Consider the following 26,440-nt stretch of genomic DNA (forward strand, 5'->3'; position numbering starts at 1 on the left):
GCGCCATCGCCGATCCGGAGTACAGCGTTCCCGCCGTTCGGGTTCATTCGTCAGGTTACGTACATGAGAAAGTTTCATCACCCCCCTCGACGGCACCTGTGGTTTGTGCGTACGGTGATCGCGAACTAACCGTACCGGTCAGTAGGAACGCAAGCTGAATTCCTTTCTCCCCACCCTGCAGGGTGAGGAAGTGAGCGCAGTGGACATGCTGTCGGATCCTGAACGGGTGCTGTGCCTGAGTCCGTTCGGCACCCCCAACCCAGCTCTCGTGGTCGCCGCCGAACGGGCGGGTGGCCTCGGTGTGCTCGACCTCGGACCGCACGCCGCCCGCGATCTCGGCCGCGTCACGGCACGGCACCCCGGCACGTTCGGGGTGCGGCTGCGCGGACCGCTGCCGGTCCGCCTGCCCGACGCCGTCGACACCGTCGTCGCCGATCTCGGCGATGCTGTCCCCGACCGTGCTGAGCTGGGTGAACGCCGCGTTCTCGCGGTGGTCACCTCGGTGGCCGAAGCGACTGCGGCGATCGAGTGGGGTGCGGTCGGCCTGATCGCGAAGGGTGCCGAGGCGGGCGGCCGGGTGGGTGGCTCGCCCGCGTTCGTCCTGCTCCAGCAGGTGCTCGCGCTGACCGATCTGCCCGTCTGGGTCTGGGGTGGCATCGGGCCGGACACGGCGGCCGCGGCCGTTGCCGGTGGTGCGCGCGGGGTGGTGCTGGAAGGCCAGCTGGCGCTCGTCGCCGAGGTGCGAAAACACATTTCGGGCGAAATTGTCAACGCGATCAGCGCCATGGACGGCGCCGACACGGTTGTGCGCGCCGGGGTGCGGGTGCACGTTCGGCAGAACACGCTCGAAATAGGTCAAGAAGGCGCATTCGCCGAATTCAACCGCAGGTCGTTCGGCACCGTCGGCGGTGTCGTCGGTGCCATTGACCGGGCGGTTCGCGAGAATCTCGCGCGGGCGGGCGAACACCGCTCGATCCGGGCCGGCGGACCGTTTTGCGACCGCGTTCCCGGCCTGCGGTACCCGATCGCGCAGGGACCGATGACCCGCGTCAGCGACCAGCCCGCGTTCGCCGCGGCCGTCGCCGAAGGTGGCGCGCTGCCGTTCCTCGCCCTCGCGCTGATGGAGGGTGAGCAGGTCGACGAACTCCTTGTGCGCACAGCGGAAAGGCTCGGCGACCGGCCGTGGGGCGTGGGGCTGCTCGGGTTCGCCCCGGCCGCGCTGCGCGCCCGGCAGCTGGCCGCGGTGCTGCGGACGAGGCCCCGGTACGCGATCGTCGCCGGTGGCACGCCCGCGCAGGCCCGTGAGCTGGAGGACGCCGGGATCGAGGCGTTCCTGCACGTGCCGTCGCCCGCGTTGCTCAAGCGGTTCCTGGACGAGGGCGCCCGCAAGTTCGTCTTCGAGGGCTCGGAGTGCGGCGGGCACACCGGTCCGCGGACCAGCTTCACGTTGTGGCAGCAGCAGGTCGACGTGCTGCGCGGCCGGGAGCAGGACGTGGTCGCGCTGTTCGCCGGCGGCATCCACGACGCGCGGTCGGCCGCGATGGTCGACGCGCTCACCGCGCCGCTGGCCGCCCGTGGTGCCGCGATCGGTGTGCTGGTCGGCACGGCGTACCTGTTCACCGAGGAGGCCGTCGAGCACGGCGCGATCCAGCCGGTGTTCCAGCAGGTCGCGCTGGAGTGCGAGGAGACGGCACTGCTGGAGACCTCGCCCGGCCACGCGGTCCGGTGCGCGCAGACGTCCTATGTGGACACGTTCGAGCAGGCGCGGGACCGGCTCGCCGGACTGCCGCGGCAGGAGAGCTGGGAACGGCTCGAACAGCTCAACCTCGGCCGGCTGCGGCTCGCCAGCCGGGGGCTCGTGCGCGGCGACGACGGCCTGGTCGAGGTCGGCGAGGACGAGCAGCGCCGCGAGGGCATGTTCATGATCGGCCAGGTCGCGACGCTGCGCTCGGAACGGACCACGATCGCCGCGCTGCACGAGGAGATCGTGTCCGGTGTGCTGCCGGAGAGCGCCCACGACGAGCTGACCGCCAAGCCGCTGGACGTGGCGATCGTCGGCATGGCCGCGATCATGCCGGGGGCGCGGGACGTGGCTGAGTTCTGGGCGAACGTGCTGGCGGGCAGGGACTCCATCACCGAGATCCCGCCGGACCGCTGGTCACCCGACCGCTACGGCAGCCCGTTCCGCCGGGGCGGGTTCCTCCCGCGCACGGCGTTCGACCCGCTCGCCTACGGCATCCCGCCCGCGTCGCTGACCTCGATCGAGCCCGCGCAGCTGCTCGCACTGGAGGTCTCGGCGCAGGCGTTGCAGGACGCCGGGTACGCGACGCGGGTGTTCGACCGCGAGCGCACGTCGGTGATCTTCGGCGCCGAGGCCGGCGCCGACCTCGCGAACGCCTACACCGTCCGCACCGCGTTGCCCGCGCTCGGCATCCGGGGCCTGGACGACCACCTGCCCGCGCTGACCGAGGACTCGTTCCCCGGCGTGCTGGGCAACGTGATCGCCGGCCGGGTCGCGAACCGGCTCGACCTCGGCGGCGCGAACTACACCGTCGACGCGGCCTGCGCGTCGAGCCTCGCCGCGCTCGACGTGGCGTGCAAGGAACTCGTCGGCGGCACCAGCGACATGGTCCTGTGCGGCGCCGTCGACCTGCACAACAGCGCGCACGACTACCAGATGTTCGCGTCGGTCAAGGCGTTGTCCGCCGAGGGCCGCTGCGCCACGTTCGACTCGGCCGCCGACGGCATCGCGCTCGGCGAGGGCGTCGCGTGCGTGGTGCTCAAACGGCTCGCGGACGCCGAACGCGACGGAGACCGGATCTACGCGGTGGTCAAGGGCATCGGCGCGTCGAGTGACGGCCGGTCGTTGGGCTTGACCGCGCCACGTCCCGAAGGCCAGCAACGGGCGCTGCGCCGGGCCTACGCGTCGGCGGGCGTGTCGGTGCGCGACGTCGGGCTGGTCGAGGCGCACGGCACCGGAACCGTCGTGGGCGACCGGACCGAGCTCGCGGCGCTGACCGAGATGTTCGCCGGGGCCGAGCCGGGCAGCTGCACGATCGGCTCGGTGAAGTCGCAGATCGGGCACACCAAGTGCGCGGCGGGGCTGGCCGGGGTGATCAAGGCGGCGCTGGCCGTCCACACCGGAGTCCGGCCCGGCACGCTGCACGTCAAGCGGCCCAACGCCTTCTGGGACGCGCGGACCAGCCCGTTCACGTTCGGCCACCGCACCTGGGCGGCCCGCGACCGGGTCGCCGGGGTGAGCGCGTTCGGGTTCGGCGGCACCAACTTCCACACCGTCATCGCCGGGTACACCGGTGCCGACCAGCCGCGGCACGGCCTGACCGCGTGGCCGGCCGAGCTGTTCCTCGTCCGCGGCGAGAACCGCGTTGCGGCGCAACGGGAAGCCGCCCGGCTCGCCGCGCTCGTCGACGAGCGCACGCCGTTGCGGTCGCTGGCCGCGGCCTGCGGTGACGGCATGGTGCAGGCGGCGTTCGTCGTGAGCGACCACGAGGGTCTGCGCACGGCGCTGGCGGACGTCGAGGCGTGGCGCGCGTCGGACGTGGTGCGGCTGAGGAACGGAGAACGGCAGCAGGTCGCGTTCCTCTACCCCGGCCAGGGCAGCCAGCGGCCGGGCATGCTGCTGGACCTGGTCACGGCGTTCCCGTGGCTGCAGGAGCTGGTGGACCCGCGCTACGAGCGGGTGATGTTCCCGCCGGCCGCGCTGACCGCCGACGACGTCGCACGGCAGCGCGCCGAGCTCACCGACACCCGCAACGCCCAGCCGGCGCTCGGCATCGCCGGGCTGGCGGTGACCGCGCTGCTCGACTCCGTCGGCGTGCGGCCGGACCTGGCCGGCGGCCACAGCTACGGCGAGCTTGTCGCGTTGACGGCGGCCGGCGTGTTCACCCCCGCCGACCTGCTCGCCCTCAGCACGGCCCGTGCCGAGGCGATGCTGGAGTCGGCCGGTGACGACCCCGGCACGATGGCCGCCGTGTCCGCGCCGGTGGCCGAGGTCGAGGCACTGCTGCCCGCGGACGTCGTGGTGGCCAACCACAACTCGCCGGACCAGGTCGTGATCTCCGGGCCGACCGCCGCCGTGGAGAACGCCGTCGAGGTCCTGCGGACCGCCGGGCTCACCGTGAAGAAGATCCCGGTCGGGGCCGCGTTCCACAGCCCGCTGATGGCGGGCGCGCGGAACCGGTTCGCGGACCGGCTCGCGGCCGTTCCCACCGGCGGGACGCGGTTCCCGGTGTGGTCGAACGTGACCGCCGCACCGCACACCGACGTCCGCGCGGGCCTGGCCGACCAGCTCGCCGGCCGGGTGCGGTTCGTGGAGCAGGTCGAGTCGATGTACGCGGCGGGTACGCGGATCTTCGTCGAGGCCGGACCGGGCGGCGTGCTGACCGCGCTGGTCGGCGAGGTTCTCGGCGACCGGCCGCACCAGGCGTTGCGCTGCGACGACCACGTGACGTTCCTGCGCACGCTCGCCGCTCTCGCGGTCGCCGGTGTCGAGGTGGACACCGCACCGCTGTTCGAGGACAGGGCCGAACCCGCCACGGCCGTGCCGCCACGGCCCAACTGGTACGTGGATGGAGGTCTCGTGCGGGACGCGAACGGCAACGCACTGCCCGGTGGGCTCCGGCCCGCGACCGAGCTCCCGACGCTGCGGACGGGCGCCGGGCTGGGCCGCGACGAGATCGTCGAGAAGTTCCTGGACGGCATGCGCGACGCGGTCAGCGCCCAGCGCGACGTCCTGCTGAGCTACCTCGGCACCGCCCCCGCCGCGGTCCCGGCACCCGTGCCGGTGGTCGAGGCCGTGGTCGCGGAACCGGTGGCGCGGCAGCAGGAGGACGTGACCACGGTGGTGCTGCGGACGATCAGCACCCGCACCGGCTACCCGGTCGAGATGCTGCGACCGGGGCTGGACCTGGAGGCCGACCTGTCGATCGACTCGATCAAACGCACCGAGATCGTCGGTGAGCTGGTCGGGGAGCTGGGCGCGTCCGGATCGGTGGACGAGCTGGCGCAGCTCAAGACGATCGAGGGGATCGTCGGCTGGTTCGGTGCGGCCGCACCGGTGACCGGGGTGGCCGCGGCCAGGGACGTGCGGGGCGTGGTGGTGCGGACGATCAGCACGCGCACGGGCTATCCGGTGGAGATGTTGCAACCGGGGCTGGACCTGGAAGCGGACCTGTCGATCGACTCGATCAAACGCGCGGAGATCGTGGGGGAGCTGGTCGGTGAGCTGGGCGCGTCGGGGTCGGTGGACGAGCTGGCGCAGCTCAAGACGATCGACGGGATCGTGGCCTGGTTCGGCGAGGCGCCACCCACCCCCGCTCTCACCGCTTCACCAGCCCTCGCCGGCCCTGCCGTTGGCTCTCTCGTCGGCGTGGGCGCGGCACCCGGCGCGGGCGCGGCACCGACTCCCACGCTCGGTCGGCTCGTCCGGCGCGTTCCCCAGGTCGTCGCGGCGGAACCCGCACACCCCGTCGACCTCACCGGCAAGACGGTCCTGATCGTCGACGACAACGGCATCGGCCTGGAACTGGCCGACCTGCTGGAGAAGCACACCGCCCGCCCGCGCGTCGAGCCGTCGTTCCCGGCGGACCTGGCCGGTGTCGACCTCGTGGTCCGGCTCGGTGCCCGGTTGCCGGAGGCGTTCAGCGAGGTCAAGGCGTGCGTCACCAACGGCGTGCACCTCGTCGTGGTCACCACGGGCGGTGGCACGTTCGGCTTCGACCACACCCCCGACGAGCTGCCCGCCGACATCGGCCTGCACGGGCTGATCCGCACGGCCGCGCTGGAGTACCCGGACCTCGTGGTGCGGGCGATCGACCTCAACCCCAAGGAAAGCCACCGCGACATCGCCACCGCGCTGGTCGCCGAGCTCGGCGCGGGCCCGGCGGTCGTGGGCCACCAGGCCGGGCGCAGGCAGGTCATCGAGGCGCTGCCGGCGGAACCGGTCGGCGGCGACCTCCCGCTCGACGCGGACAGCGTGGTGCTGCTGACCGGTGGTGCCCGCGGCATCACCGCGCTGACCGCGATCGCGCTGGCCGAACGCACCGGCTGCCACATCGAGCTGATCGGCCGCACCCCGGTCGCGCCGGAGGACCACCGGCTCGCCCACGCCACGACCGAACCCGAGGTCGTGAAGGCGTTGTTCGACAGCGGGGTCACCGACGACGTGCCGGCGAAGGCACGCGGGGTGCTCGCCGCGCGTGAGGTGCGGCGGACGTTGGAACTGTTGCACGCCAAGGCGTCGAGTGTCCGCTACCACGTGTGCGACGTCACTGACGTGGAGGCCGTGCGTCGGGTGCTGACGGACGTCAAGGCGAGGTTCGGCCGGCTCGACGGTGTCGTGCACGGCGCGGGGGTGCTCGACGACAAGCTGATCGCGGACAAGACGCAGCGGTCGTTCGACCGGGTCTGGGCGACGAAGGTCAACGCCGCCAACGTGTTCACCGACGGGTTCCTCGTGCTGTTCGGCAGTGTCAGCGGCGTGTTCGGCAACCGCGGCCAGGCCGACTACAGCGCCGCGAACGACGCGCTCGACCGGATGGCCCGGTTCTGGGGCACCCAGCGCAGGGTCGTCGCCGTCGACTGGGGACCTTGGGCCGGTGCGGGCATGGCGGCCGGGCTGGCCGGCGAGTACGCGCGCCGCGGCATCCCGCTGATCAAGCCCGAGGAGGGCGTCGACGCGCTGCTCAACGAGATCGCCGCGGGGCACGACGTGCAGGTGGTCTACCAATGGGAGGCATAGCGATCGTCGGCATCGGCGCCGTCTTCCCCGGCGCGCTCGATGCCACGACGTTCTGGCGCAACATCGTGTCCGGTGTGGACGCCATCGGACAGGTCCCGCCCGGCCGCTGGGACCCGGCCACCTACTACGACCGGCACAGCACCGGCGGCGACCGGTTCTACTGCCGCAGGGGCGGGTTCGTCGACGACCTGGCCGAGTTCGACCCGACCAGGTTCGGCATCATGCCGTCCACAGTGGACGATGCTGAACCCGACCAGCTGCTTGCCCTCGCCACGGCCGCGGAGGCGATCGCGGACGCGGGCGGCGAGCCGGTTCTGCCCGCACGGGAACGGATCGGCGTCGTCGTCGGCCGCGGTGGCTACCTCACGCCCGGTTGCGCGCGGCTCGACCAGCGGGTGCGGCTGGCCGACGAGGTGCTCTCGGTCGTGCGCGACCTGTTCCCGGGACTGGGCAGCGCGGAGCTGGGCACGGTGCGGCAGGCGGTCAGGGACCGGTTCGGGCCGGAGCAGCCGGAGGCGTCGATCGGGCTCGTGCCGAACCTCGCCGCCTCCCGCATCGCCAACCGGTTCGACCTGCGCGGCACGGCCTACACCGTCGACGCGGCCTGCGCGTCCGGGCTGGTCGCGGTCGAGCACGCCGTCCGCGAGCTGCGGGAGGGCCGCGCGGACGCGATGCTGGCCGGTGCGGTGCACCTCTGCCACCACCCGACGCTGTGGAGCGTCTTCACGCAGCTCCGCGCGTTGAGCCCGACCGAGCGCATCCGGCCGTTCGACGCGAACGCCGACGGCACGCTGCTGTCCGAAGGCGTCGGCATGGTGTTGTTGAAGCGCCTGGAAGACGTGGGTGACGAACGCGTCTACGCCGTGATCCGGGGCATCGGCACCGCGAGCGATGGCCGCGCGACCAGCATGATGACGCCCAACCCGGAGGGCCAGCTGCTGGCCGTGCGGCGGGCGTGGGCCAACGCGGAGCTCGACCCGCGCACTGACGCACCGGGCCTGATCGAGGCGCACGGCACCGCCACCCCCGCCGGTGACGCCGCCGAGCTGGCCACGATGGTCACCGCGTTCGGCGCGGAGGGCGAGGAGATCGGCATCGGCACGGTGAAGTCGATGATCGGCCACGCCATGCCGGCCGCCGGGATGGCCGGGCTGATCAAGGCCGCGCTCGCGCTGCACCACCGCACGCTGCCGCCGACCCTGCACGTCGAGCAGCCGCACCCGGCGCTGCGCAACACCCGCTTCACGCCGGTCAGCGCGGCGCGGGACTGGGAGGGACCGCACCGGGCCGTCGTGAACGCGTTCGGGTTCGGCGGGATCAACGCCCACGCCGTGCTCGACGGCCACACGGTCGCCACGCCGCGCAAGCCGGTCATGACCTTCGCCGCGGACACGGCCGAGGAACTGGTCGATGCGGTCCGCGAACGGAGGCCCTCCCAGGCCGATCGTGCGTTCCGGCTGGCCATCGGCAACCCGGACGACCGCAAGCTCAAGCTGGCCGAACGCGTCATCGCCCAGGGCAAGACCTGGCCCGGCCGCCACGACATCTGGTTCTCCCCGCAGCCGCTGGTCACCGGCACCGACCAGGTCGCGTTCGTGTTCCCCGGCTTCGAACGCGAGTTCACCGGCGAGGTGGTCGACCACGCCGTCACGCTGCTGCAGGACGGCCGCCGCCAGGCCCGCGAGCTGATGGCGCTGGGCCTCACGCCCGGCGCGCTCGCCGGGCACAGCATGGGCGAGTGGACCGCGATGGTCGTCGGCGGCATCTACCCGACGATCGATGAGTTCGTCGGCGCGCTCGGGCCGGGCGCGGTCGCCGTCGTGGACGTCGCCTACGCCGCACTGGGGTGCTCGGTGGACGTCGCCGAACAGCACCTGGTCGACGGCGTCACGGTCAGCCACGACAACTGCCCGCACCAGTCGGTGGTCTGCGGCCCGATCGACCGCGTCGAACTCGTGCTGGCGAAGCTCAAGGCCAACGGCGTGATGGCGCAGCTGATGCCGTTCCGCACCGGCTTCCACACACCCGCGCTCGCGCCCCACCTCGGACGCGCCCGTGAGATGCTCGACCGCCTGCCGGTCCGCACGCCGGACATCCCGGTGTGGTCGGCGAACTCGCTGGAGCCCATGCGCGCCGAGGAAGTCCGCGACCTGGTGCTGCGGCACCTGGTCGAACCGGTGCGGTTCCGGCCGCTGCTGGAACGTCTGCACTCGGCCGGCTTCCGCGCGTTCGTCCAGATCGGGCAGGGCAGCCTGCCCGGGTTCGTCGCCGACACCCTGTCCGACCGCCCGCACCTCGCGGTCAACGCCGACATCGCGCCGGAAGCGCTGTGGGCGTTCGGGCTCAAGCGCGGCACCGCGCACCGGGTCCGGCTCCGGCTCGGCACCCCGAAGATCACCGTCGACCCGCTCGGCACCGAACCCGTCCTGATCGCCGGCGACAGCCCGATGTCGGCCGCCGTCACCAAGCTCGTGGCCCACACCAACGCGGTCGCGCGCGAGGTGGTGGACGCGTTGCGCCCCAACGCGGTGGCGCGCGAGGTAGCGGATGCTTTGCGTCCCAACGCGGTCGCGGCCGAGGCAGCGGGTGGGCGCGGGGTGTTGGTCAGCGCGGGTGGGCGCGGGGCAGCGGTCGCGGCCGAGGTGGCGGGTGCGCTGCCGCCGGACGAGATGAGCTTCACCCGCGAGTTCTCGTTGCACACCATGCCCGAGCTGGTCGACCACTCGGTGTTCCCACAGGCGCCGGGCTGGCCGGACCTCGCCGACGGCTTCCCGATCGTGCCGGCCACCGGGCTGCTGGAGGTCTTCGCCGACGCCGCCCGCGGGCTGACCGGCGGGACCGTGCACGGGTTCGCCGGAGTCAGGGCCAAGCGCTGGCTGACCGCGTTGCCCGCGACGACCGCGCGGATCAGTGCACGCGCCGAAGGGCCCGGCCGGGTCGTGGTGAAGGTCGGCGACTACGCCGAGGGTGTCGTGCTGATGAGCCCGGTCGACCCGCGGCCGCTGGAGATCGAGCTGCACGGCACCCGCGCGGCACCGGTCACGGCCGACGAGCTGTACCGGGACAACTGGATGTTCCACGGCCCGGCGTTCGCCGGTGTGACGAAGATCGAGTCGTTGGCGGACAACGGGATCTCGGGCGTGCTGACGCCGTTGCCCGCGCCGGGCGCGTTGCTGGACAGCGCGGGGCAACTGATCGGCCACTGGATGCAGGTGGTGCACACCGTCGACCAGACCGTGCTGCCGACCGGGATCGAGCAGGTGTCGTTCCACGGCCCGGCGCCCACCGGTGACGTCCACTGCACCGCCCGGATCCGCGAGGTCACCGCGCAGTCGATGGTCGCCGACGCCGAGCTGGCGGTGAACGGCGTGCTGTGGTGCCGCATCACCGGCTGGACCACCCGCCGGTTCACCACCGACGACCGGATCTGGCAGGTCAAGCTCCGGCCCGGCACCGAGCTGCTGTCCACACCGGACGGTGAGTGGCTGCGGGTTGAGGAGAGGTGGTCCGACAGCGCCACCCGCGACCTGATCATGCGCCGCTACCTGAACTCCGCGGAACGACGGCACTACGCCGGGCTCGACGTGCCCGCGCAACGCGCCTGGCTGCTGCGCGTGATCGCGGTCAAGGACGCCGTGCGCGCGTGGCTGTGGAACCGCGGCGCCGGCCCGGTCTACCCGGCCGAGCTGACCGTCGACGCCGGTGCGCGGGTCCGCGGCGCGTTCGCCGTGCCGCAGCTCGACGTTGTTGCCGACAAGGGAAACGCCGCCGCTCGGGTGAGGACGGAGAACTGATGGACGAGGTGCTGGAGCAGGTCGCCAAGATGATCTCCGAGGTGGTCGGGCCTGACTTCCTGCTGGGCGTGGAGATCACCCGCGACACCACGTTCAGCGACGACCTGGGCCTGGAGTCGATCGAGTTCGTCGCGCTGGCCGACCGGCTCAACGCCCACTACGGCGTCGACCTGGTGGCCTTCCTCGCGGACATGGACATCGACGAGATCATGGCGATGTCCGTGGGCCGGCTCGTCGACCACATCACGGCCCGTGTCTGAGGTCCACGCCCGAGGGCTGCGCTTCCACGTGCAGCGGCTCGAGCCGACGCAGGACGTGCCGACGATCGTGTTCGTGCACGGACTGGTGATGGACAACCTCTCCAGCTTCTACTACACCCTCGCCGCGCCGCTGGCCGCGCGCGGGTTCGGCACCGTGCTGTTCGACCTGCGCGGCCACGGGCTTTCCGAGCGCCCGCCGTCCGGGTACACGCCGGAGGAGAGCGCGCTCGACCTCGTGGCCGTGCTGGACGGGATCGGCGTGACCGAGCCGGTGTTCCTGCTGGGCAACAGCTACGGCGGCGTGGTCGCGATGCACGCGGCCGTCCAGTCGCCGGAACGGGTCGCCGGTGTGGTGCTGGTCGAGTCGGCGTGCGGGGGAGTGGTCGGCGACGCGTGGTTCGAGGACATCACGAACACGCTCACGGTCGCCGCGCTGGGCCTGGAGTTCGACCGCACGCAGGACCAGCTGATGGCACTGGGCCAGCGCAAGATCGCGAAGCTCGCCCTGAACGCCGACGCGTTGCTCAACGGCACCACGCTGATCGATGACCTCGGCTCCGGGGCCAAGCTCGACCTCACGCAGGTGCGGTGCCCGGTGCTCGGCGTCTTCGGCGCGGAGTCCGAGCTGGTCGGCGCCGCCGCCGAGCTGTCCGAGCGGATCCCGTCCTGCCGCCTGCACGTGGTGACCGGCCTGGGCCACACCGTGCTGCGCGAGGCGACCGCCGAACTGCTCGACGTCCTCTACGACTGGCTGCCGTCATGAGCCGGTTCCTGTTCGTGGTGCCGCCATTGACCGGCCACGTCAACCCGACCGCGTCCGTGGGCGGCGAGCTGCTCGCGCGCGGCCACGACGTCGCGTGGGTCGGTCATCCCGGCACGCTGGCGCCGTTGCTGCCCGACCACGCGGTGATCCACCCGGCGATCGACGACGGGCTGGAAGCCGGCATCAGGGCTGAGCGGGAGCGCTGGCTCGCGTTGCGCGGGATGGCGGTGCTCAAGTTCTTCTGGGAGGAGTTCCTCATCCCGCTCGGCCACGCGATGGTGCCCGGTGTCGCCGCCGCGGTGCGGGACTTCGCGCCGGACGTGGTCGTCGCCGACCAGCAGGCGCTGGCGGGGCCGCGCGTGGCGAACGAAGCCGGACTGCCGTGGGTGACGTCCGCGGCGACCTCGGCGGAGCTGGTCACCCCACTGAGGACGATGCCGAAGGTCGACGCCTGGGTGCGCGGCCTGCTGCACGACTTCGCGGGCGGCGACATCCGGTTCTCCGACCGGCTCGTGCTCGTCTACAGCACGAAAGCCCTGGTGTCCGGCGACTTCGGCGACGAGGTGGCGTTCGTCGGGCCCGCGCTCGCGCACCGCGTCGAACGGGCCGAGTTCCCGTGGGAGCGCCTCGGCCGCCGCAACGTGCTGATCTCGCTGGGCACGTTGAACGGATCGGCCGGTGAACGGTTCTTCACCCAGGCGCTGGACGCCGTGGCGGAGCTGGACGTCCGGGTCGTGATGGTGGCACCGGAACGGCCCGCGCCGGCCAACGTGCTGCTGCGGCCGTCGGTGCCGCAGCTCGCGCTGATGCCGCACCTGGACGCGGTGGTCACGCACGGCGGCCACAACACGGTGTGCGAGGCGTTGGCGCACGGGCTGCCTCTGGTCGTGGCCCCGATCCGGGACGACCAGCCGACCGTCGCCGCGCAGGTCGTGGCCGCGGGAGCGGGCGTCCGGCTGACCTACTCGCGCGCCCGTTCGACCGATATTCGCACCGCACTGGAATCCGTGCTGGGTGAGCCGGAGTACGCGGCCGCCGCGGAGCTCGTGCGGGAGTCGTTCCTCGCGGCCGGTGGCGCCGCGGCGGCCGCCGATCGACTGGAGAAGGTGGTGGCAGGGTGATTCTTCCGGCTTGGATCCTGTCTGGTTGGATCCTGTCTGGCCTGGTGGTCCTGGTCGTCCTCGCGGACGCCCTGCGGCTGCGGGCACGCGCGTCCGCGCTGCGGGTGCTCCCCGCGGGCACGAGCGAGCACGCGTTGCTCACCGCCACCGGCGTGCGTGCCGAGGGCTCGTGGGACGCGGGCGACGCCGACCTGGTCGACCTGGTGCCGGCCGACCTGCCGACCGTGGCGGCGCTGGACCTGCTCGGCTCGGTCGACCCCGCCAGGTACCGGGCCGACCGGTGGGTGCGCGGGGCGAGCGCGGCGCAGGCCGTTCTGGTGCGCGAGAAGTACGTGCGGGAGGTCGATCCGGACGACCCGACGGAGTTCGTCGCGTTCGTCCGCGGCGTCAAGGACCACGTGCACGCCGAGGTGGACATCGCGGTGGCGCCGGGGCTCGGGGCCGGGCCGTACGACCTCCGATACCGGGCGGCGCGGTTGCGGCAGATCGGCAAGCGGCCGTCGCTGTGGATCGCGGGGTCCATGATCGGGTACGCCGTGGTGGCCGCCGCCGTGCTCACCGGCTGGCCGTGGGGCCTGGTCGCGCTGGCCGCTTACTGGGCGCACCCGGTCCTGGTCTTCGCGGGCACGCCGCTGAAGCCCGGGGACCTGTGGGTGCCGCGGTTCGTGCGCACGCCTTACCTGTGGCTGAAGACGGCCGGTGGCAAGAGGTCCACCGCCGAACGCCGCCAGGCCGAGACGCTGGAGCAGGCCGCGCCCTGGTACACCGAACGGCTCGGCCGCGACTTCCACGAGGCCCGGCGCGACACCTGCCCGTCCTGCGGCAGCGCGGACCTGCGGCGCTGGGTGACCGCGCACGACCTGGTGCAGCGCAAGCCCGGCACGTTCACGATGGACCGCTGCACGCGCTGTGCCCACGTGTGGCAGAACCCGCGGCTGTCCGAGGAGGGCCTCGGCTTCTACTACCGCGACTTCTACGACGGCCTGGGCGAGTCGTCCGCGGACGCGGTGTTCTCCGGCAAGACCTCGCCGTACTACGGCCGCGCGCGCATGGTCGAGCCGTTCGTCAAACCCGAGCGGTGGCTGGACGTCGGCTCCGGGCACGCCCACTTCTGCCTGGGCGCCAAGGAGGTGCTGCCGGACACCGCGTTCGACGGGCTCGACCAGGGCGCCGCGATCGAGGACGCCGCCCGGCTCGGCCGGATCGAGCAGGCCTACCGGGGCAGCTTCAAGGACTACGCGGGCGAGCTCAAGGGCCGGTACGACGTGATCAGCATGCACCACTACCTGGAGCACGTGCGGGATCCGTGGGAGGAGCTGGACATCGCGGCGGACGTCCTGCCGGTCGGTGGCTACCTGCTGATCGAGCTGCCGGACCCGGAGTGGCGGCTCGGGCGGTTGTTCGGGCAGTACTGGATGCCGTGGTTCCAGCCGCAGCACCAGCACATGATGCCGATCGGCAACCTGGAGCACGCGCTGGCCGGCCGCGGCCTGGTCACCGTCGCGCGGGAACGGTCGAAAGCCCACCTGTGCAACGACTTCACGCTGGCGTTGCTGCTCTTCCTGGGCGCCAAGGCACCGCGGACGCCCGCGCCGTGGCGGCCGGAACGGGTCCGGCTGCGCCGGCTGCGCAGCTTCCTGGTGTGGACGCTGGGGATTCCGGCGTTCTTCGTCGCGCTGGCGCTGGACCAGACCGTGAACCGGTTCCTCGCCGCGCGCAGCGGCCAGGGCAACGCCTACCGGCTGCTGGCGATCAAGGCATGACCGCGCCGGACGTGGTCGACCTCGCGGACCGGCCGGACGTCGCTCCGGAGCTGCGGCTGGTCCCGCACGCGTTCCGGCGCGCGTTCGGCCGTCCCGCCGCCGGTGTCTGGTACGCCCCAGGGGTGGTGCGGCTGCTCGGTGGCGCGGTGCGGGTACCGGGGAGGTGGGGTGCGATCGTCGCGGGCGACCGGCGTGACGACGGGGTGCTGGAGCTGGTGTCGGTCAACCGGCCGACCGAACGGGCGGTGCTGCCGTCCGGCGACGTCCCGGAGTGGGCGGCGCCGGTGCGCGGTGTGGCCGGTGGCGCCACGCTGATGTGCAGCGTCGACCTGCCGCGGGGCAGCGGCCTGTCGGCGGGGGAGGCGTTGCGGACGGCGGTCGGGCTGGCGTTGCGCGACCTGGCCGGTGTGGCGTTCGAGCAGGAAACCGTTGCGCCGCTGGACCTTCCCGGGCAGCGGCTGCTCGTCGTCGACACGCGGGTGCGGCGGCCGGAACCGCAGGTGGAACGGCCTTTCGTGCGTGACACCGACGACCTCGGGGCCGCGCTGACCGCCTACCACCACGCCCAGCAACCGGACCCGGAGCAGGACGTGGTGGTGCGGGCGGCGTTGGCGGCGGGCGCCCGTGGGGCGAGCCTGCTGATCGACCCGCCCGGCCGGCCCGCGGTCGCGTTGGTGGACGCGGACCTCGTGCCGGCCGTGAAGCGGGCCATCACGAAGGCGGCGGAGCTCCCGCCCCGCTACCTCACGATCATCAGCACGGCGACTTGACGGTGAACTCGGCCCTGCGCAGGGCCGAGTCCTTCGACGACGGCCCGGCGAGCAGCACGAAGTCGCCGGGCTCGACGACCCGGTTGCCCAGCGCGTCCACGATCGAGCACGCCGACACCGGGACCTCCAGCCGCACCGTCACGCTCTCACCCGGCGCCACGTCGACCTGCCGGAACGCCTTGAGCTCCTTGTCCGCCCAGCTGACCGACGTCACGGCGTCGCTCACGTAGACCTGCACGGTCTCGCGCGCGGGCCGCGTCCCGGTGTTGCGCACCGTGATCGAGGCCTCGACGGTCTCGTCGGGGCCCAGCACCGGCGTGACGACGTGCAGGTCGCCGTACTCGACGGTCGTGAACGACAGGCCCTCGCCGAACGCGAACGCCGGCTCCTGCGTCAGGTCGGCGTAGCGCGATCCGTGCTGGCCGCGGATCTGGTTGTAGTAGGTCGGCTGCTGGCCAGCGTGCGCCGCGAACGAGATCGGCAGCCGGCCGCTGGGCTCGATCAGGCCGTGGATCAGCTCGGCGATCGCGCGACCGCCCTGCATGCCGGGGTTCGCGGCCCAGATCAGCGCGGCGGCGTTGCGGGCGCTGTCCGGCAGAACCAGCGGCTTGGACGCGAGCAGCACCACGATGAGCGGCTTGCCGGTCTCCGCGAGCGCGTCGAGCAGCGCGATCTGACCGCCGATCAGGTCGAGCGTGGCGGTGGAGCGGCCCTCGCCGACCAGCTCGATCCGGTCGCCGACGACGGCCACCACGTGGTCGGCGTCCCGCGCGGCCGCGACCGCCTCGGCGATGAGCTCCTGGTTCGGCGGGCACGGCGCGACGATCTTCGGCCGCGGCTGGCCGTCCGGGAACGTCTCGCCCTCCGGGTCGGCTTCGAGCGTGAGGATGTCCGCCCCGCGCGCGTACGTGACCTCGGAGAACTCCTTCAGCCCGTCCAGGACCGTGGTGATCATGTCGCGCGGCTGGCCGTCGGGCAGCCAGTCGGCCTGACCGGACGAGCCGGCCCAGTCGCCGAGCTGCGTCTGCGCGTCGTCGGCGAGCGGGCCGACGAGCGCGATCCTGCCCTTTCGGACGGGCAGCACGCCGTCGTTGCGCAGCAGCACGAGCGACCGGCGGGCCACGTCGAGGTTCAGCGCGGCGTGGTCGGCGTGGTTGATCATCGTGCGCTGGCGCTCGGTGTCGGGCCGGCGCGGGTTCTCGAACAGGCCCAGCTCGAACTTGAGCGTGAGGATCCTGGTGACGGCGCGGTCGAGGTCGGACTCGGCCAGCAGGCCCGCCTCGACGGCCTGCAGCGCGCCCTCGAAGAACTGCGGGGTCGTCATGATCATGTCGTTGCCGGCCTTCACGGCGGCAGCGGCGGCGTGGGCGTAGTCCGGCTGGACCTTCTGCTCCCACACCATGCGCCCGACGTTGTCCCAGTCGGTGATGAGCGTGCCCTGGTAGCCCCACTCGCCGCGCAGCACCTCGTCGAGCAGCCACGAGTTGACCGTGATCGGCACGCCGTCAGTGGTCTGGTAGCCGAGCATGAACGTCGCACAGCCTTCACGCGCGACCTTCTCGAACGGCGGCAGGAACCACGACCGCAGCTTGCGCCGCGACAGGTCCGCCTCGCTCGCGTCCCGGCCGCCCTGCGTCTCCGAGTAGCCGGCGAAGTGCTTGGCGGTCGCGAGGATCGCCGTGGAGTCGGTCAGCCCGTCGCCCTGGTAGCCGCGGACCATCGCCGCCGCGAGCTCGCCGATCAGCACCGGGTCCTCGCCGAACGTCTCGTCGACCCGGCCCCAGCGCAGGTCGCGCGCGATGCACAGCACCGGCGAGAACGTCCAGTGCACACCGGTCGTGGCCGCCTCGACCGCGGTGACCCGGGCGACCCGTTCGACGAGGGCCGGGTCCCAGGTCGCGGCCATGGCGAGCTGGGTCGGGAAGATCGTCGCGCCCTCGTGGAACGAGTGGCCGTGGATGCAGTCCTCGGCGATGAGCAGCGGGATCCGCAGCCGCGTCCGGCTGGTGAGGTCGTGCGCGCGCAGGACACGTTCGGGTGAGGTGTGCAGGATCGAGCCCACGTGCTTGCGCAGCACGTGGTCGTCCAGGTCCTCCCTCGAGTCCAGCTGCATCATCTGCCCGACCTTCTCGGGCAGTGTCATGCGCCTGAGCAGATCGCCGACTCGCGCGGCGATCGGCAGGGTGGCGTCGAGGTAGGGCTGGTCCTGATCCATGTGGTCTCCGGAAGGGCTCGTGCTGCGGCGACGTGTGGGAGCGCTCTCACACAAGTATATGAAACCGGTACCGCGTGGAAGCGGTTTTCCAGATTCCGGTACAAACGGATCGGTCCAGGAGAAGCCGAACAGGACAAACCGACCGCTGCCGCGACCGTTTGGTCGCCGCCGGAGGCCGCAGGGGCCGCGGGGAGGGTTAGCGGGTGGCCTTCCCGCCGGTCGGGGAGATCGCGAACCAGCGCCCCTCCGCACCGTGACCGGTCGCGTCGCCGGCCTGTTCGTCGTCGACGAAGCGGTAGACCGGGTGCCCGGCGATGGTGACCTGCTCGAGCCCGTCGGGCCGCTGCACCGTGCCCAGGAGCGACCTCTCGACGCCGGTCGCCTCGATCTTGCCGCCCCGTGCCAGCAGTGGCGCCCAGACGAGCGTGCACTCCGGTTCGAGGCAGGTCGACCTCGGCGGGTTCGTGCCGTCCTGGGTGTTGAGGTAGAGCGTGTAGTGCTCGCGGTCGGCGACGACGGGGCCGACCGCGGGCGACTGCTCCACCCGCAGGGTCGCGACGTCCCCCGGCGGGACGGCCGCGGGGCCGGAGGCCGTCTCCTCGGGGGTGGCCGTGTCGTGGTCCTGGTCCGCGTTCCCGGTGCTGGTGCAGGCGCTCAGGGTCATCAGGGCGAAGACGAGGAAAACGACGAATCGGCTCACGCAGGGGGTTACGGACGGACCGCCACGACAGTTCAGCGCGCGTGGCGGTCACCAGAGGAAGATCATCCGCAGGAAGCTGACGACCAGGAACAGTCCGGGCACCAGCAGCAGGACCCTGCCGTAGATCGCGAGCTGGTGGCTGCTGGTCCGCACGCTCAGCCCCCGCCGGTGCGCCCCGACCGCGCCCAGCGCCTCCTGCACCGCGCGGGCGACGAAGAACGCGGGCCTGGTGGTCCGCTGCTTCTCGCCGGGGAACGGCCCCACCTCCCGCACCTGCGGTTCCCAGTCCGGCCCGAACGCCACGACGGCCGAGGTCCACTTCGGCTCGTCCACGAACCTCCCGAGCGGTTTCGGCAGGCGCGTCTCCAGCTTCCGCACGAGGTGGGGCCGCCCGCCGGGGATCAGCAGCACGAGCTTGCCCGGCGGGTGCGTGGCGCACGCCTGGTCGACCTCCCACCACACCCCGTCACCGTCACCGAGCCGCAGCACGATGAGCTGGGCCAGTTCCATCAGCTCAAGCACGCCCGCCTGCCACTCGTCGCCGGGCAGGTAGAACCGCGCCGCACCGAGCTTGGGCAGCGGCTCTCCGGGGATCCCCACGGCGACAACCGGCCCGAACGCCCCCAACGCGCCGATGAGCTGCTCCTCGCGCGAAAGGATGCTGACCATGCCCGTCCACGCCGTCTCGGTCTGCCCGTCGACGACCGCGGCCTCCTGGTCGTCGCCGAAGTCGCGCAGGTACAGCACCGGTCTGCGCCAGTCGGCCCGCACCGCCTGCGCCGCACCCCGCACCGCCCTCGGCCGCGAGTACCGCAGCACGAGGTAGGCGATGGGCAGACCGACCACGCCGCCCGCGAGGAACAGCCCCCGCACCGCCCACGGGAGCTCGTTGGTCCTCGTCGCCGCGACCACCGCGACGAACCCGGCCACCAGCAGCACGTACCCGGCACCGGTGACGACGAGGAACACCGGCCGTTGCCACACGGGCCGCTCCGGCACGAGCCGGCTGACGACCTCGACGACGTCGGCGTTGACCGCCCTGCGCTGACGCCGCAGCAGCACCGCGGCGACGCCGAACACCGCGGCAACCACCAGCCACGGCATGGCGCGCGCACCCGACTCCTCGGACTCCGCGTCGAGCAACGCCTGGTCGTCCGGGATCTCCTCGGACACGTCGTTGGCGTGGCTCCGCGCCCGCTCGAACCTGCCCTTCTCCGCGAGGTCCGCGGCGAGCGAGGTGGAGACGTGGGCCGAACCGCCGCTGGGGTGGTGCCCGTCGAACCAGTCGTCTACGGCCCGGATCTCCGCGACGTCCTTCCGGTCGATCGCGGCGCCCAGGGCGGCGGCCTGGGCGGGCGCGTCGTGGAAGCCGGCACTCTTGCGCAGGTCGGTGCCCGCCGTGAACGCCAGCAGCAGGGCGATGTAGCCGAGGACGACGGCCGCCGCGGTGATGATCCTGCTCCAGGTGCGCACGGCCAGATCTGATCACGCCGGGACGGGCGGTCGTTCGGTTTCGAACACGGATCGCCCGTTAGGCCGTGTCACCGGTCGACGAACAGCCGAAGGACGTGGAGGGCGAGAACCGCGGCCGAAAGCAGGGGCACCACCTTGCCGAAGCTGGCCAGCACGCCGATGTTGGTCCTCGTGGTCATGCCGTGGTTGGTGATGCCGACGCGGCGCAGCGCGGACTGCAGAGCGCGCGTGACGTGGTAGGCCGGTGAGGCGAGTGCCTTCTCCTCGCCGGGGTCCGCGCAGTCACCGGGCATCAGCAGGACGAGCTTGCCCGGTGGCTGGGTGGTTCGTGCCTCCTCGACCTCCCACCACAGTCCCGTGCCGGGTCCGAGCCTGAGCACGATCAGCCGGCACAGCCCCATCAGCTCGCGCACGCCGGACTTCCAGTCGTCGTCCGGCAGGTAGAACCGCGCCGCACCGAGGCGCGGCAGCCGTTCGCCCGGCCGGCCCACCGCGATCACCGGGCCGAGCGCCCGCAGTCCGCTGACCAGCAAGAAGACCGGCCGTCGCCAGACCGGCCTGCGCGGTGTGTACCGGGTGGCCACGGCCTCGGCGTTGGCTGCGCGTCGGTGGAGCGGGAGCGCGATCGCGGCGGCGGCCAGCGGTGTCTCGACGAGCAGGCGTGGTGTGGCTCGCCGCCAGGACGCCGCACCGTCCTCGGCGAGTTTTCGCTGGTCTTCCGCGACCTCGGCGTCCACGTCGGCGAGGTGGCCGCGAGCTCCGGCGAGGTCGCCGTGCTCCGCGTCATGGGTGGCGCCGACGATCGAGGAGATCGACTTGCTGCCACCGGGGGCGTTGTCGAGGAACCAGTCGTACACCGGCCGGAGCTCGCTGCCCTGGTCGAGCGCCGTGCGGAACGCGGCCACCCAGGCCGCCGGCCGACCTCCGCCGGGCCCTCGCCACGGCGTGATCAACCGGCTACGGCCGGGTGATCGCCGCCAGCACCAGCTCCCGGATCTCCGCCGCGATCTCCTCCACCGCGAGCGGCGGCTGGTGCGCCTGCCACTCCCGCAGCAGCCCGGTGATCGCCCCCACCAGTGCGATGGCCGTGAGCCGGTACGACCGCTGCGGCGCGACCCCGGCGGCAGCGGCGCGCAGGGCCTCGGACTCGATGAACTCCGCCCACGTGTTCACCCAGCGGACGTGCTGGCGTTCGACCTCCGCGTTCACGCCGACCGCCTCCACGTAGTTCAGGCGGGGGGCGCGCGGGTCGGCGGTCACGCTGCGCACGAACACGTCGAGCAGGGTCGTCACCCGTGTGGTGAGGTCGTCGGACTCCAGGCGGGACAGGGCGGCGCGGACGCGGTCGAACGCCGTGGCGTTGATCAGGTCGTGCAGCTCGCGGAGGAGGTCCTCCTTGGCGGTGAACTCCTCGTAGAAGGTGCGGGTGGAGACGCCGGCCTCCGTGCACAGCTCGGAGATCTTGGTGGCGGCGAAGCCCGTGGTGGTGAACAGGGCCAGGCCGGCCTGCAGCAGGCGCGCGCGGCGTTCGGCGCGGCGTTGCTCGGGGGCGACGCCGGCGTAGGCACGGGCCACGGCTGCTCCGATCCGGTAATGGACGTTGTCACATTATGGCCGTGCAACCTCACGCGCACACCAGGCGTCTATACCTTTACCGGGACGATCAGCTGCCCGTCGCGCTCGGAACGAGGGCGGGGCAGCCACCGGTGGAGTAGCCGGCGTTGTACTCGAAATGCCACTGCTCGTTTTCGTAACGGCGGCACCAGCCGAGGGTGCCGCCGTTTTTCTCGATCCATTTCGCGGATTCGATCGGCTGGATGTCGATCGCGAATCCGAGCACGTGCATCGACTTGTCCGGCGGCAGCACGTACCGGCCGGCGAGCTCTGCGGTGCCGAGCCGGGTGACCGCCTCGTCGAACTCCTTCTGCTGTTGCTGGCGGCTGCGCTTGCCGTCGTTCAGGCAGAGCGTCACGCCCTGCGAGGTTGCCTTGGCGCGCAACGACTTCCACGCCTGGAGCACGTCGGCGCGCAGGCCGTCGGGTGCCTCGTCGAGGTAGCGGGCGTCGATCGGGCAGGGCGGCCCGGAGGGTGGCCCGGGGACCTCCTCGTACACCGCGAGCGGCTTTCCCGCGTGCCGGTCGAACACGAGCGTCAATCTGCCCAGGTAACCCAGCGCGGCGCCGGTGGAAACCACGAGTGTGACGATCAGCAACACGCCGAACACGACGCGTCTGGAGGTCTTGGACATGATTTCGATAATACGGGTCGTCCGTCATCGGCCGGTAACACCCGCTCGACGGCCTTGTCCCGACGAGGTGGCGCAGAACACAGCCGTTCGGTCCGGTCACGCTTTCGGCGCAGCGGCGGAATGTGATCGGTGAACGGATCCTGGCCCCTTTCGTGGCGACGATTCGTGGTGGCAACATCTGCGGCGGCCGAGAACCGGCCCGATTTTTGCAGAAGGTCTCAGGAGGACCCGTTTCGATGTCCGCGCGCATTTTCGCGTTCGTTGCTCTGTTCGTGTCGCTGTGCACGGTCGCCGGTACCGCACAGGCGGCACCACGGCGTGACGACACCGCTCTCGTGCTCAAGGTCCAGTACTCCGACGTGGCGGGCAACGCCGTCAAGGCAACCATCCTGACCTGCGGAAGTGCTGATGACCACCCGCGCGGGGCGCAGGCCTGCGCGGCGCTCGCCGCCACCCGTGCCGACCTCGGCGCGATGGCGAGCGACGACCGGGCGTGCACCTTCGTGTACGCACCCGTCGAGGTGTCGATGTTCGGATTCTGGCGCGGCCACCCCGTCGCCCAGGTCCGCACGTTCCCGAACTCGTGCGTGATGTCGGCGCACACCGGTGCCTTGTTCGATTTCTAGGCACCACCGAGAATGCCGGGGTGGGGCGCGGCAGGGGCGTCCCACCCCGCATTTTCGGCCACCCGGAATGGGGGTCAGTTCGGATGGCGGCTGGTCGCGACCCTGTGCGAGGGTGTGATCATGGCCGCCACCCCGCGCTTCCCACTGCTGTCCTGGACGACCATCGCCCCCGCGCTCGGCGTGCTCGTGCTCGCCCTGACGTGGGGACGTGACCTCGCACCGGTGATGGTCGGCCTCGTCGCGGTGGTCCTCGCCGCCACCGTTCTCGCCGCCGTGCACCACGCCGAGGTCGTCGCCCTGCGGGTGGGGGAGCCGTTCGGCTCGCTGGTCCTCGCGGTGGCCGTGACGATCATCGAGGTGGCGCTGATCGTCACGCTGATGGCCTCCGGCGGACCGGACGCGTCCTCGCTCGCACGCGACACCGTGTTCGCCGCGGTCATGATCACCACGAACGGCATCGTCGGCATCGCGCTGCTGCTCGGCGCCCTCAAGCACGGCACGACGCTGTTCAACGCGGAGGGCAGCGGCGGCGCGCTCGCCACGGTCATCACGCTGGCGACGCTGACGCTGGTGCTGCCCGCCTTCACGACGAGCACGCCCGGCCCCGAGTTCTCCGGCCCGCAGCTCGCGTTCGCCGCCTTCGCCTCCCTGGCCCTGTACGCGATGTTCGTCTTCACCCAGACCGTGCGGCACCGGGACTTCTTCCTCCCGGTGACCGAGGACGGCGTGATCGAGTCCGAGGAGCACGCCGAGGCGCCGACCGGTCGTGCCGCCCTCGCGTCACTGGGCCTGCTGCTCGTCGCGCTGATCGCCGTCGTCGGCCTCGCCAAGATCGAGTCACCGGCCATCGAGGCGGGGGTGAAGGCGGCCGGCTTCCCGCCGTCGTTCGTCGGTGTCGTCATCGCACTGCTCGTGCTGCTGCCCGAGACCATCGCCGCGGCGCGTGCCGCGTTGCGCGACCGCATCCAGACCAGCCTCAACCTCGGCTACGGCTCGGCGATCGCGAGCATCGGCCTGACGATCCCGACCATCGCGCTGACGACCGTGTGGCTCGACGGCCCGCTGCTGCTCGGCCTCGGCCCGATGCAGATGATCCTGTTGCTGCTCACGGTCCTGGTCAGCGTCCTGACGGTGGTGCCCGGCCGTGCGACCCGGCTGCAGGGCGGTGTGCACCTGGTGCTGCTGGCGGCGTTCCTGTTCCTGGCCGTGAACCCGTAGGCCTGCGCCGCAACCTTCGGAATCCATGAAGTGAAAACCGCTGTTGCCACATTGCGACGTTCGGCCCTACCTTGTGGTAACGCCGGTTACCACAAAGGGGTCCACCGATGCAGCTCCGCACCGTGCTCGCCGCCGTTCTCCTGCTGTCCGCCCTGGTCACGCCCGCCGCGGCAGCCGCACCGGGCGATCTGCTCAGCAGCCGGGAGGTGGCCTGGCACCCCGAGCCGCTCAGGACCCTGCCCGCCCCGGTGAAGGCCTATGACATCCGCTACCGCTCCACGTCCGCGACCGGTGCCGGCACCGTCGTCTCCGGCATGGTGCTCGTGTCGCCGCTGCCGTGGCCGAACGGGCCGCGGCCGGTCGTCGCCTACGCCATGGGCACGCAGGGGCTGGCCGATCGATGTGCGCCGTCGCGGCAGCTGCAGAACGGCACCGAGGTGGAGATCGCCTTCCTGGCGCACGCGATGTTCCAGGGGTGGGCCGTGGCGGTCACCGACTACGAAGGCCTTGGCACGCCAGGAGATCACACCTATGCGGTCGCACGGTCCGAGGGCCGCGCACTGCTCGACGTCGCCAGGGCGGCGGGCAGCGTGCCCGGACTGTCGAAGGACGCGCCGGTCGGCGTTTTCGGTTACTCGCAGGGAGGTCAGGCCGCGTCGTCGGCGGCGGAGCAGTGGCGGTCGTACGCGCCGGACGTGAACGTCGTCGGTGTCGCGGCCGGTGGCGTGCCGGCCGACCTCGCCGCGGTGGCGAAGTTCAACGACGGCAACGCCGGGTCGGGGCTGGTGTTCGCGGCAGCCGCGGGGTACGCGTCGGCCTATCCCGAACTGCCCCTGGCGGACGTGCTGACCGCGCGCGGCAAGCAGGTGGTCGACCGGATCCGCAGCTCGTGCGTCGCGGAGATCGCCCTCGTCGCACCGTTCACGCGCCTCGACGCGCTGACCACGCGACCGGACGTCATCCGGGACCCGTTGTGGCAGAAGAGGTTGAGGGAGAACACCCTCGGCTCGGTCAAGCCGGCCGCACCGGTCTACCTCTACCACGGCACGCTCGACGAGCTGATCCCGTTCAGCGTCGGGCAGGAGCTGCGTTCGCGGTGGTGCTCGCTCGGCGCGGACGTGCAGTGGACGCCGTTGCCGCTCGCCGGGCACATCGCCGCCGTCAGTGCGTGGGGCACCAACGCGATGAGCTGGCTCGGTGACCGGTTCGCCGGTCGGGTCACCCGACCGAACTGCTGATCAACGCGGCGGCGAGGGCCGGGAACCAGGCCACCGGCGCGAGCGCGGCGTGCAGCAGCGGGAGCGGCCTCTTCGCCGTGTACCTGACGGCCTGGAGGTAGGCGTTGCCGGTCGCGTCCGGGTTGCGCCTGCGCCAGCCCTTCACCACCAGCGTGTCGCCGAAGGTGTTGTGCAGCGTCAGCACGGCGAACCCGAGCCGGTGGACCAGGCGGGGCGCCGATCTTCGCGCTCTCAGCAGCCGCACCAGCATTACGAGTCCGACCAGTGTGTTGAGGATCCACCCGAGCGCTCACGGCGATCGACCTGCTCGGCACGGAGGGGGCTGCGGGGGCTGACGCACGCGCGGGTGGACGAGAGGGCCGGCCTGCCGAAGGGCTCGACGTCGGCGCGCGGAACCCGGTGGCGGCGGCCGATGCGATCGGCGCGTGCTTCCAGGGATGTTCCTGCAGCGGTTCGCGCGCGGGGAGGAGGTCGAGCCACGGCCGTTGCTGGAGATCGTCGTGCGAGGTGCGCTGGCCTGACCCGCGTTCTGCCATGATCGGCTGATGAAGTGCGTGGTGCTGGACGACTACCAGGGCGTGGCGCTGTCCAACGCGGACTGGTCGGGCCTCGACGTGACCGTGCTCCGCGAGCACCTCGACGACCCGGCACCGGCGCTGCACGACGCCGAATGCGTCGTGGTCATGCGTGAGCGCACGCCGTTCGCCGCCGCCCTCTTCGCCCGCCTGCCCCACCTCAGGCTGTTGATCACGAGCGGCATGCGCAACGCCGCGATCGACCTCGAAGCCGCCGCGCGCCACGGCGTCACGGTCTGCGGCACCGGCAGCGCCAAGACCCCGCCGACCGAACTCACCTGGGCGTTGATCCTCGGCCTCGCACGGCACCTGGTGACCGAGAACAACGCCTTCCGCGCCGGCGGTCCGTGGCAGAGCACCGTCGGCGTCGACCTCGCGGGGCGCACGCTGGGGCTGCTCGGCTTCGGCAAGCTCGGCACCGCGGTCGGCTGCATCGGCAGGGCGTTCGGCATGGACGTCGTCGCGTGGAGCCCGAACCTGACCGCCGACCGCACCGGGGCCGAGGGCGTGCGGCTCGCCGACGGCCTGCACGACCTGCTGCGGCAGAGCGACTTCGCGTCCGTCCACCTCGTCCTCGGCGACCGCAGCCGCGGCCTGGTCGACGCGGCCGCGCTGGCCTGCCTGAAGCCGTCCGCCTTCCTGGTCAACACCTCCCGTGCCGCCATCGTGGATGGTGCCGCGCTGCTGGACGTGCTGCGCGCCGGCCGGATCGCGGGTGCGGGGCTGGACGTGTTCGAGGTCGAGCCGCTGCCGTTGGCCGATGAACTGCGCACGCTCCCGAACGTGCTCGCCACCCCGCACCTCGGCTACGTCACCGAGGCCAACTACCGCACCTACTTCGAGGAGGCCGTCGAGGACGTCCACGCGTTCCTCCGCGGCGCGCCCGTCCGGGAGCTGACCCGCTCCCGGTAGGAGC

The 26,440-nt window shown here is 72.1% G+C and carries 18 protein-coding genes; 11 read left to right on the forward strand and 7 right to left on the reverse strand.

Annotation, left to right across the window (positions count from 1 at the left end; translation table 11 throughout):
• Positions 1 to 190: 190 nt before the first annotated feature.
• Genes ADL03_RS14655 through ADL03_RS14685 form a run of 7 tightly spaced genes read left to right on the forward strand, consistent with a single transcriptional unit; the run spans position 191 to position 15,231 of the window.
• Positions 191 to 6,760 (forward strand): type I polyketide synthase, encoded by a 6,570-nt coding sequence (locus ADL03_RS14655; protein WP_197288318.1) that lies wholly within the window; start codon positions 191 to 193, stop codon positions 6,758 to 6,760.
• Positions 6,748 to 10,554 carry a type I polyketide synthase gene (locus ADL03_RS14660; RefSeq protein WP_053733904.1) on the forward strand — a complete coding sequence of 1,269 codons (3,807 nt, stop codon included), beginning with the start codon at positions 6,748 to 6,750 and terminating at the stop codon, positions 10,552 to 10,554. Before ADL03_RS14655 ends, ADL03_RS14660 begins: the two co-directional genes overlap by 13 nt.
• Entirely contained in the window at positions 10,554 to 10,814 is a 261-nt protein-coding gene (locus ADL03_RS14665) for an acyl carrier protein (RefSeq protein WP_053733905.1), read from the forward strand. Before ADL03_RS14660 ends, ADL03_RS14665 begins: the two co-directional genes overlap by 1 nt.
• Positions 10,807 to 11,577 (forward strand): alpha/beta fold hydrolase, encoded by a 771-nt coding sequence (locus ADL03_RS14670; RefSeq protein WP_053733906.1) that lies wholly within the window; start codon positions 10,807 to 10,809, stop codon positions 11,575 to 11,577. The genes ADL03_RS14665 and ADL03_RS14670 overlap by 8 nt, the downstream gene beginning before the upstream one ends.
• A complete protein-coding gene (locus ADL03_RS14675) occupies positions 11,574 to 12,698 on the forward strand; it encodes a glycosyltransferase (RefSeq protein ID WP_053733907.1) in 1,125 nt (374 codons plus the stop codon). Before ADL03_RS14670 ends, ADL03_RS14675 begins: the two co-directional genes overlap by 4 nt.
• Positions 12,699 to 12,742: 44 nt before the next feature.
• The gene (locus tag ADL03_RS45345; RefSeq protein WP_053733908.1) at positions 12,743 to 14,461 is read left to right on the forward strand and encodes a class I SAM-dependent methyltransferase; all 1,719 of its coding nucleotides are present in this window, start codon (positions 12,743 to 12,745) and stop codon (positions 14,459 to 14,461) included.
• Positions 14,458 to 15,231 carry a hypothetical protein gene (locus tag ADL03_RS14685; RefSeq protein ID WP_053733909.1) on the forward strand — a complete coding sequence of 258 codons (774 nt, stop codon included), beginning with the start codon at positions 14,458 to 14,460 and terminating at the stop codon, positions 15,229 to 15,231. Before ADL03_RS45345 ends, ADL03_RS14685 begins: the two co-directional genes overlap by 4 nt.
• Here the strand turns inward: ADL03_RS14685 and ADL03_RS14690 are convergent.
• The 6 genes from ADL03_RS14690 to ADL03_RS14715 form a co-directional block, all read right to left on the reverse strand.
• Positions 15,215 to 17,446 (reverse strand): glycoside hydrolase family 3 N-terminal domain-containing protein, encoded by a 2,232-nt coding sequence (locus ADL03_RS14690; protein ID WP_053733910.1) that lies wholly within the window; start codon positions 17,444 to 17,446, stop codon positions 15,215 to 15,217. The two genes, ADL03_RS14685 and ADL03_RS14690, sit on opposite strands and share 17 nt — an antisense overlap.
• Before the next feature lie 196 nt (positions 17,447 to 17,642).
• A complete protein-coding gene (locus tag ADL03_RS14695) occupies positions 17,643 to 18,146 on the reverse strand; it encodes a hypothetical protein (protein ID WP_053733911.1) in 504 nt (167 codons plus the stop codon).
• Between the two features lie 48 nt (positions 18,147 to 18,194).
• Positions 18,195 to 19,619, reverse strand: a complete 1,425-nt coding sequence (locus tag ADL03_RS14700; protein ID WP_197288319.1) for a hypothetical protein — start codon at positions 19,617 to 19,619, stop codon at positions 18,195 to 18,197.
• Between the two features lie 68 nt (positions 19,620 to 19,687).
• Positions 19,688 to 20,524 carry a hypothetical protein gene (locus ADL03_RS14705; RefSeq protein ID WP_053733913.1) on the reverse strand — a complete coding sequence of 279 codons (837 nt, stop codon included), beginning with the start codon at positions 20,522 to 20,524 and terminating at the stop codon, positions 19,688 to 19,690.
• 52 nt (positions 20,525 to 20,576) lie between these two features.
• A complete protein-coding gene (locus ADL03_RS14710) occupies positions 20,577 to 21,194 on the reverse strand; it encodes a TetR/AcrR family transcriptional regulator (RefSeq protein ID WP_053733914.1) in 618 nt (205 codons plus the stop codon).
• Positions 21,195 to 21,282: 88 nt separating this feature from the next.
• Complete coding sequence (locus tag ADL03_RS14715) at positions 21,283 to 21,867, reverse strand: D-alanyl-D-alanine carboxypeptidase family protein (protein WP_197288320.1); 585 nt, start codon at positions 21,865 to 21,867, stop codon at positions 21,283 to 21,285.
• Between the two features lie 236 nt (positions 21,868 to 22,103).
• On the opposite strand from ADL03_RS14715, the gene ADL03_RS14720 reads away from it, so the two are divergent.
• The 3 genes from ADL03_RS14720 to ADL03_RS14730 all read left to right on the forward strand — a co-directional run bounded on the left by ADL03_RS14720 (position 22,104) and on the right by ADL03_RS14730 (position 24,949).
• Positions 22,104 to 22,493 carry an SSI family serine proteinase inhibitor gene (locus ADL03_RS14720; RefSeq protein WP_053733916.1) on the forward strand — a complete coding sequence of 130 codons (390 nt, stop codon included), beginning with the start codon at positions 22,104 to 22,106 and terminating at the stop codon, positions 22,491 to 22,493.
• A 120-nt stretch (positions 22,494 to 22,613) separates the two neighbouring features.
• Positions 22,614 to 23,711, forward strand: coding sequence for a calcium:proton antiporter (locus ADL03_RS14725; protein WP_053734020.1), 1,098 nt, complete (start codon positions 22,614 to 22,616; stop codon positions 23,709 to 23,711).
• Positions 23,712 to 23,818: 107 nt separating this feature from the next.
• Complete coding sequence (locus ADL03_RS14730) at positions 23,819 to 24,949, forward strand: lipase family protein (RefSeq protein WP_053733917.1); 1,131 nt, start codon at positions 23,819 to 23,821, stop codon at positions 24,947 to 24,949.
• On the opposite strand, the gene ADL03_RS14735 is transcribed toward ADL03_RS14730, so the two are convergent.
• Positions 24,930 to 25,193, reverse strand: coding sequence for a hypothetical protein (locus tag ADL03_RS14735; RefSeq protein ID WP_197288321.1), 264 nt, complete (start codon positions 25,191 to 25,193; stop codon positions 24,930 to 24,932). The two genes, ADL03_RS14730 and ADL03_RS14735, sit on opposite strands and share 20 nt — an antisense overlap.
• A gap of 301 nt (positions 25,194 to 25,494) precedes the next feature.
• Here ADL03_RS14735 and ADL03_RS14740 point away from each other — a divergent pair, with 301 nt between their 5' ends.
• Entirely contained in the window at positions 25,495 to 26,436 is a 942-nt protein-coding gene (locus ADL03_RS14740) for a D-2-hydroxyacid dehydrogenase family protein (RefSeq protein WP_053733919.1), read from the forward strand.
• The last annotated feature ends 4 nt before the right edge of the window (positions 26,437 to 26,440 follow it).

The organism is Nocardia sp. NRRL S-836 (assembly GCF_001279525.1).
Classification (GTDB): Bacteria; Actinomycetota; Actinomycetes; order Mycobacteriales; family Pseudonocardiaceae; genus Lentzea.

Bases quoted from the DNA above. Each gene is read 5' to 3' on its own strand.
- ADL03_RS14725 (WP_053734020.1), top strand. From the start codon at position 22,614: ATGGCCGCCACCCCGCGCTTCCCACTGCTGTCCTGGACGACCATCGCC.
- ADL03_RS14730 (WP_053733917.1), top strand. From the start codon at position 23,819: ATGCAGCTCCGCACCGTGCTCGCCGCCGTTCTCCTGCTGTCCGCCCTG.
- ADL03_RS14720 (WP_053733916.1), top strand. From the start codon at position 22,104: ATGTCCGCGCGCATTTTCGCGTTCGTTGCTCTGTTCGTGTCGCTGTGC.
- ADL03_RS14660 (WP_053733904.1), top strand. From the start codon at position 6,748: ATGGGAGGCATAGCGATCGTCGGCATCGGCGCCGTCTTCCCCGGCGCG.
- ADL03_RS14740 (WP_053733919.1), top strand. From the start codon at position 25,495: ATGAAGTGCGTGGTGCTGGACGACTACCAGGGCGTGGCGCTGTCCAAC.
- ADL03_RS14675 (WP_053733907.1), top strand. From the start codon at position 11,574: ATGAGCCGGTTCCTGTTCGTGGTGCCGCCATTGACCGGCCACGTCAAC.
- ADL03_RS14715 (WP_197288320.1), bottom strand. From the start codon at position 21,867: ATGTCCAAGACCTCCAGACGCGTCGTGTTCGGCGTGTTGCTGATCGTC.
- ADL03_RS14685 (WP_053733909.1), top strand. From the start codon at position 14,458: ATGACCGCGCCGGACGTGGTCGACCTCGCGGACCGGCCGGACGTCGCT.
- ADL03_RS14665 (WP_053733905.1), top strand. From the start codon at position 10,554: ATGGACGAGGTGCTGGAGCAGGTCGCCAAGATGATCTCCGAGGTGGTC.
- ADL03_RS14690 (WP_053733910.1), bottom strand. From the start codon at position 17,446: ATGGATCAGGACCAGCCCTACCTCGACGCCACCCTGCCGATCGCCGCG.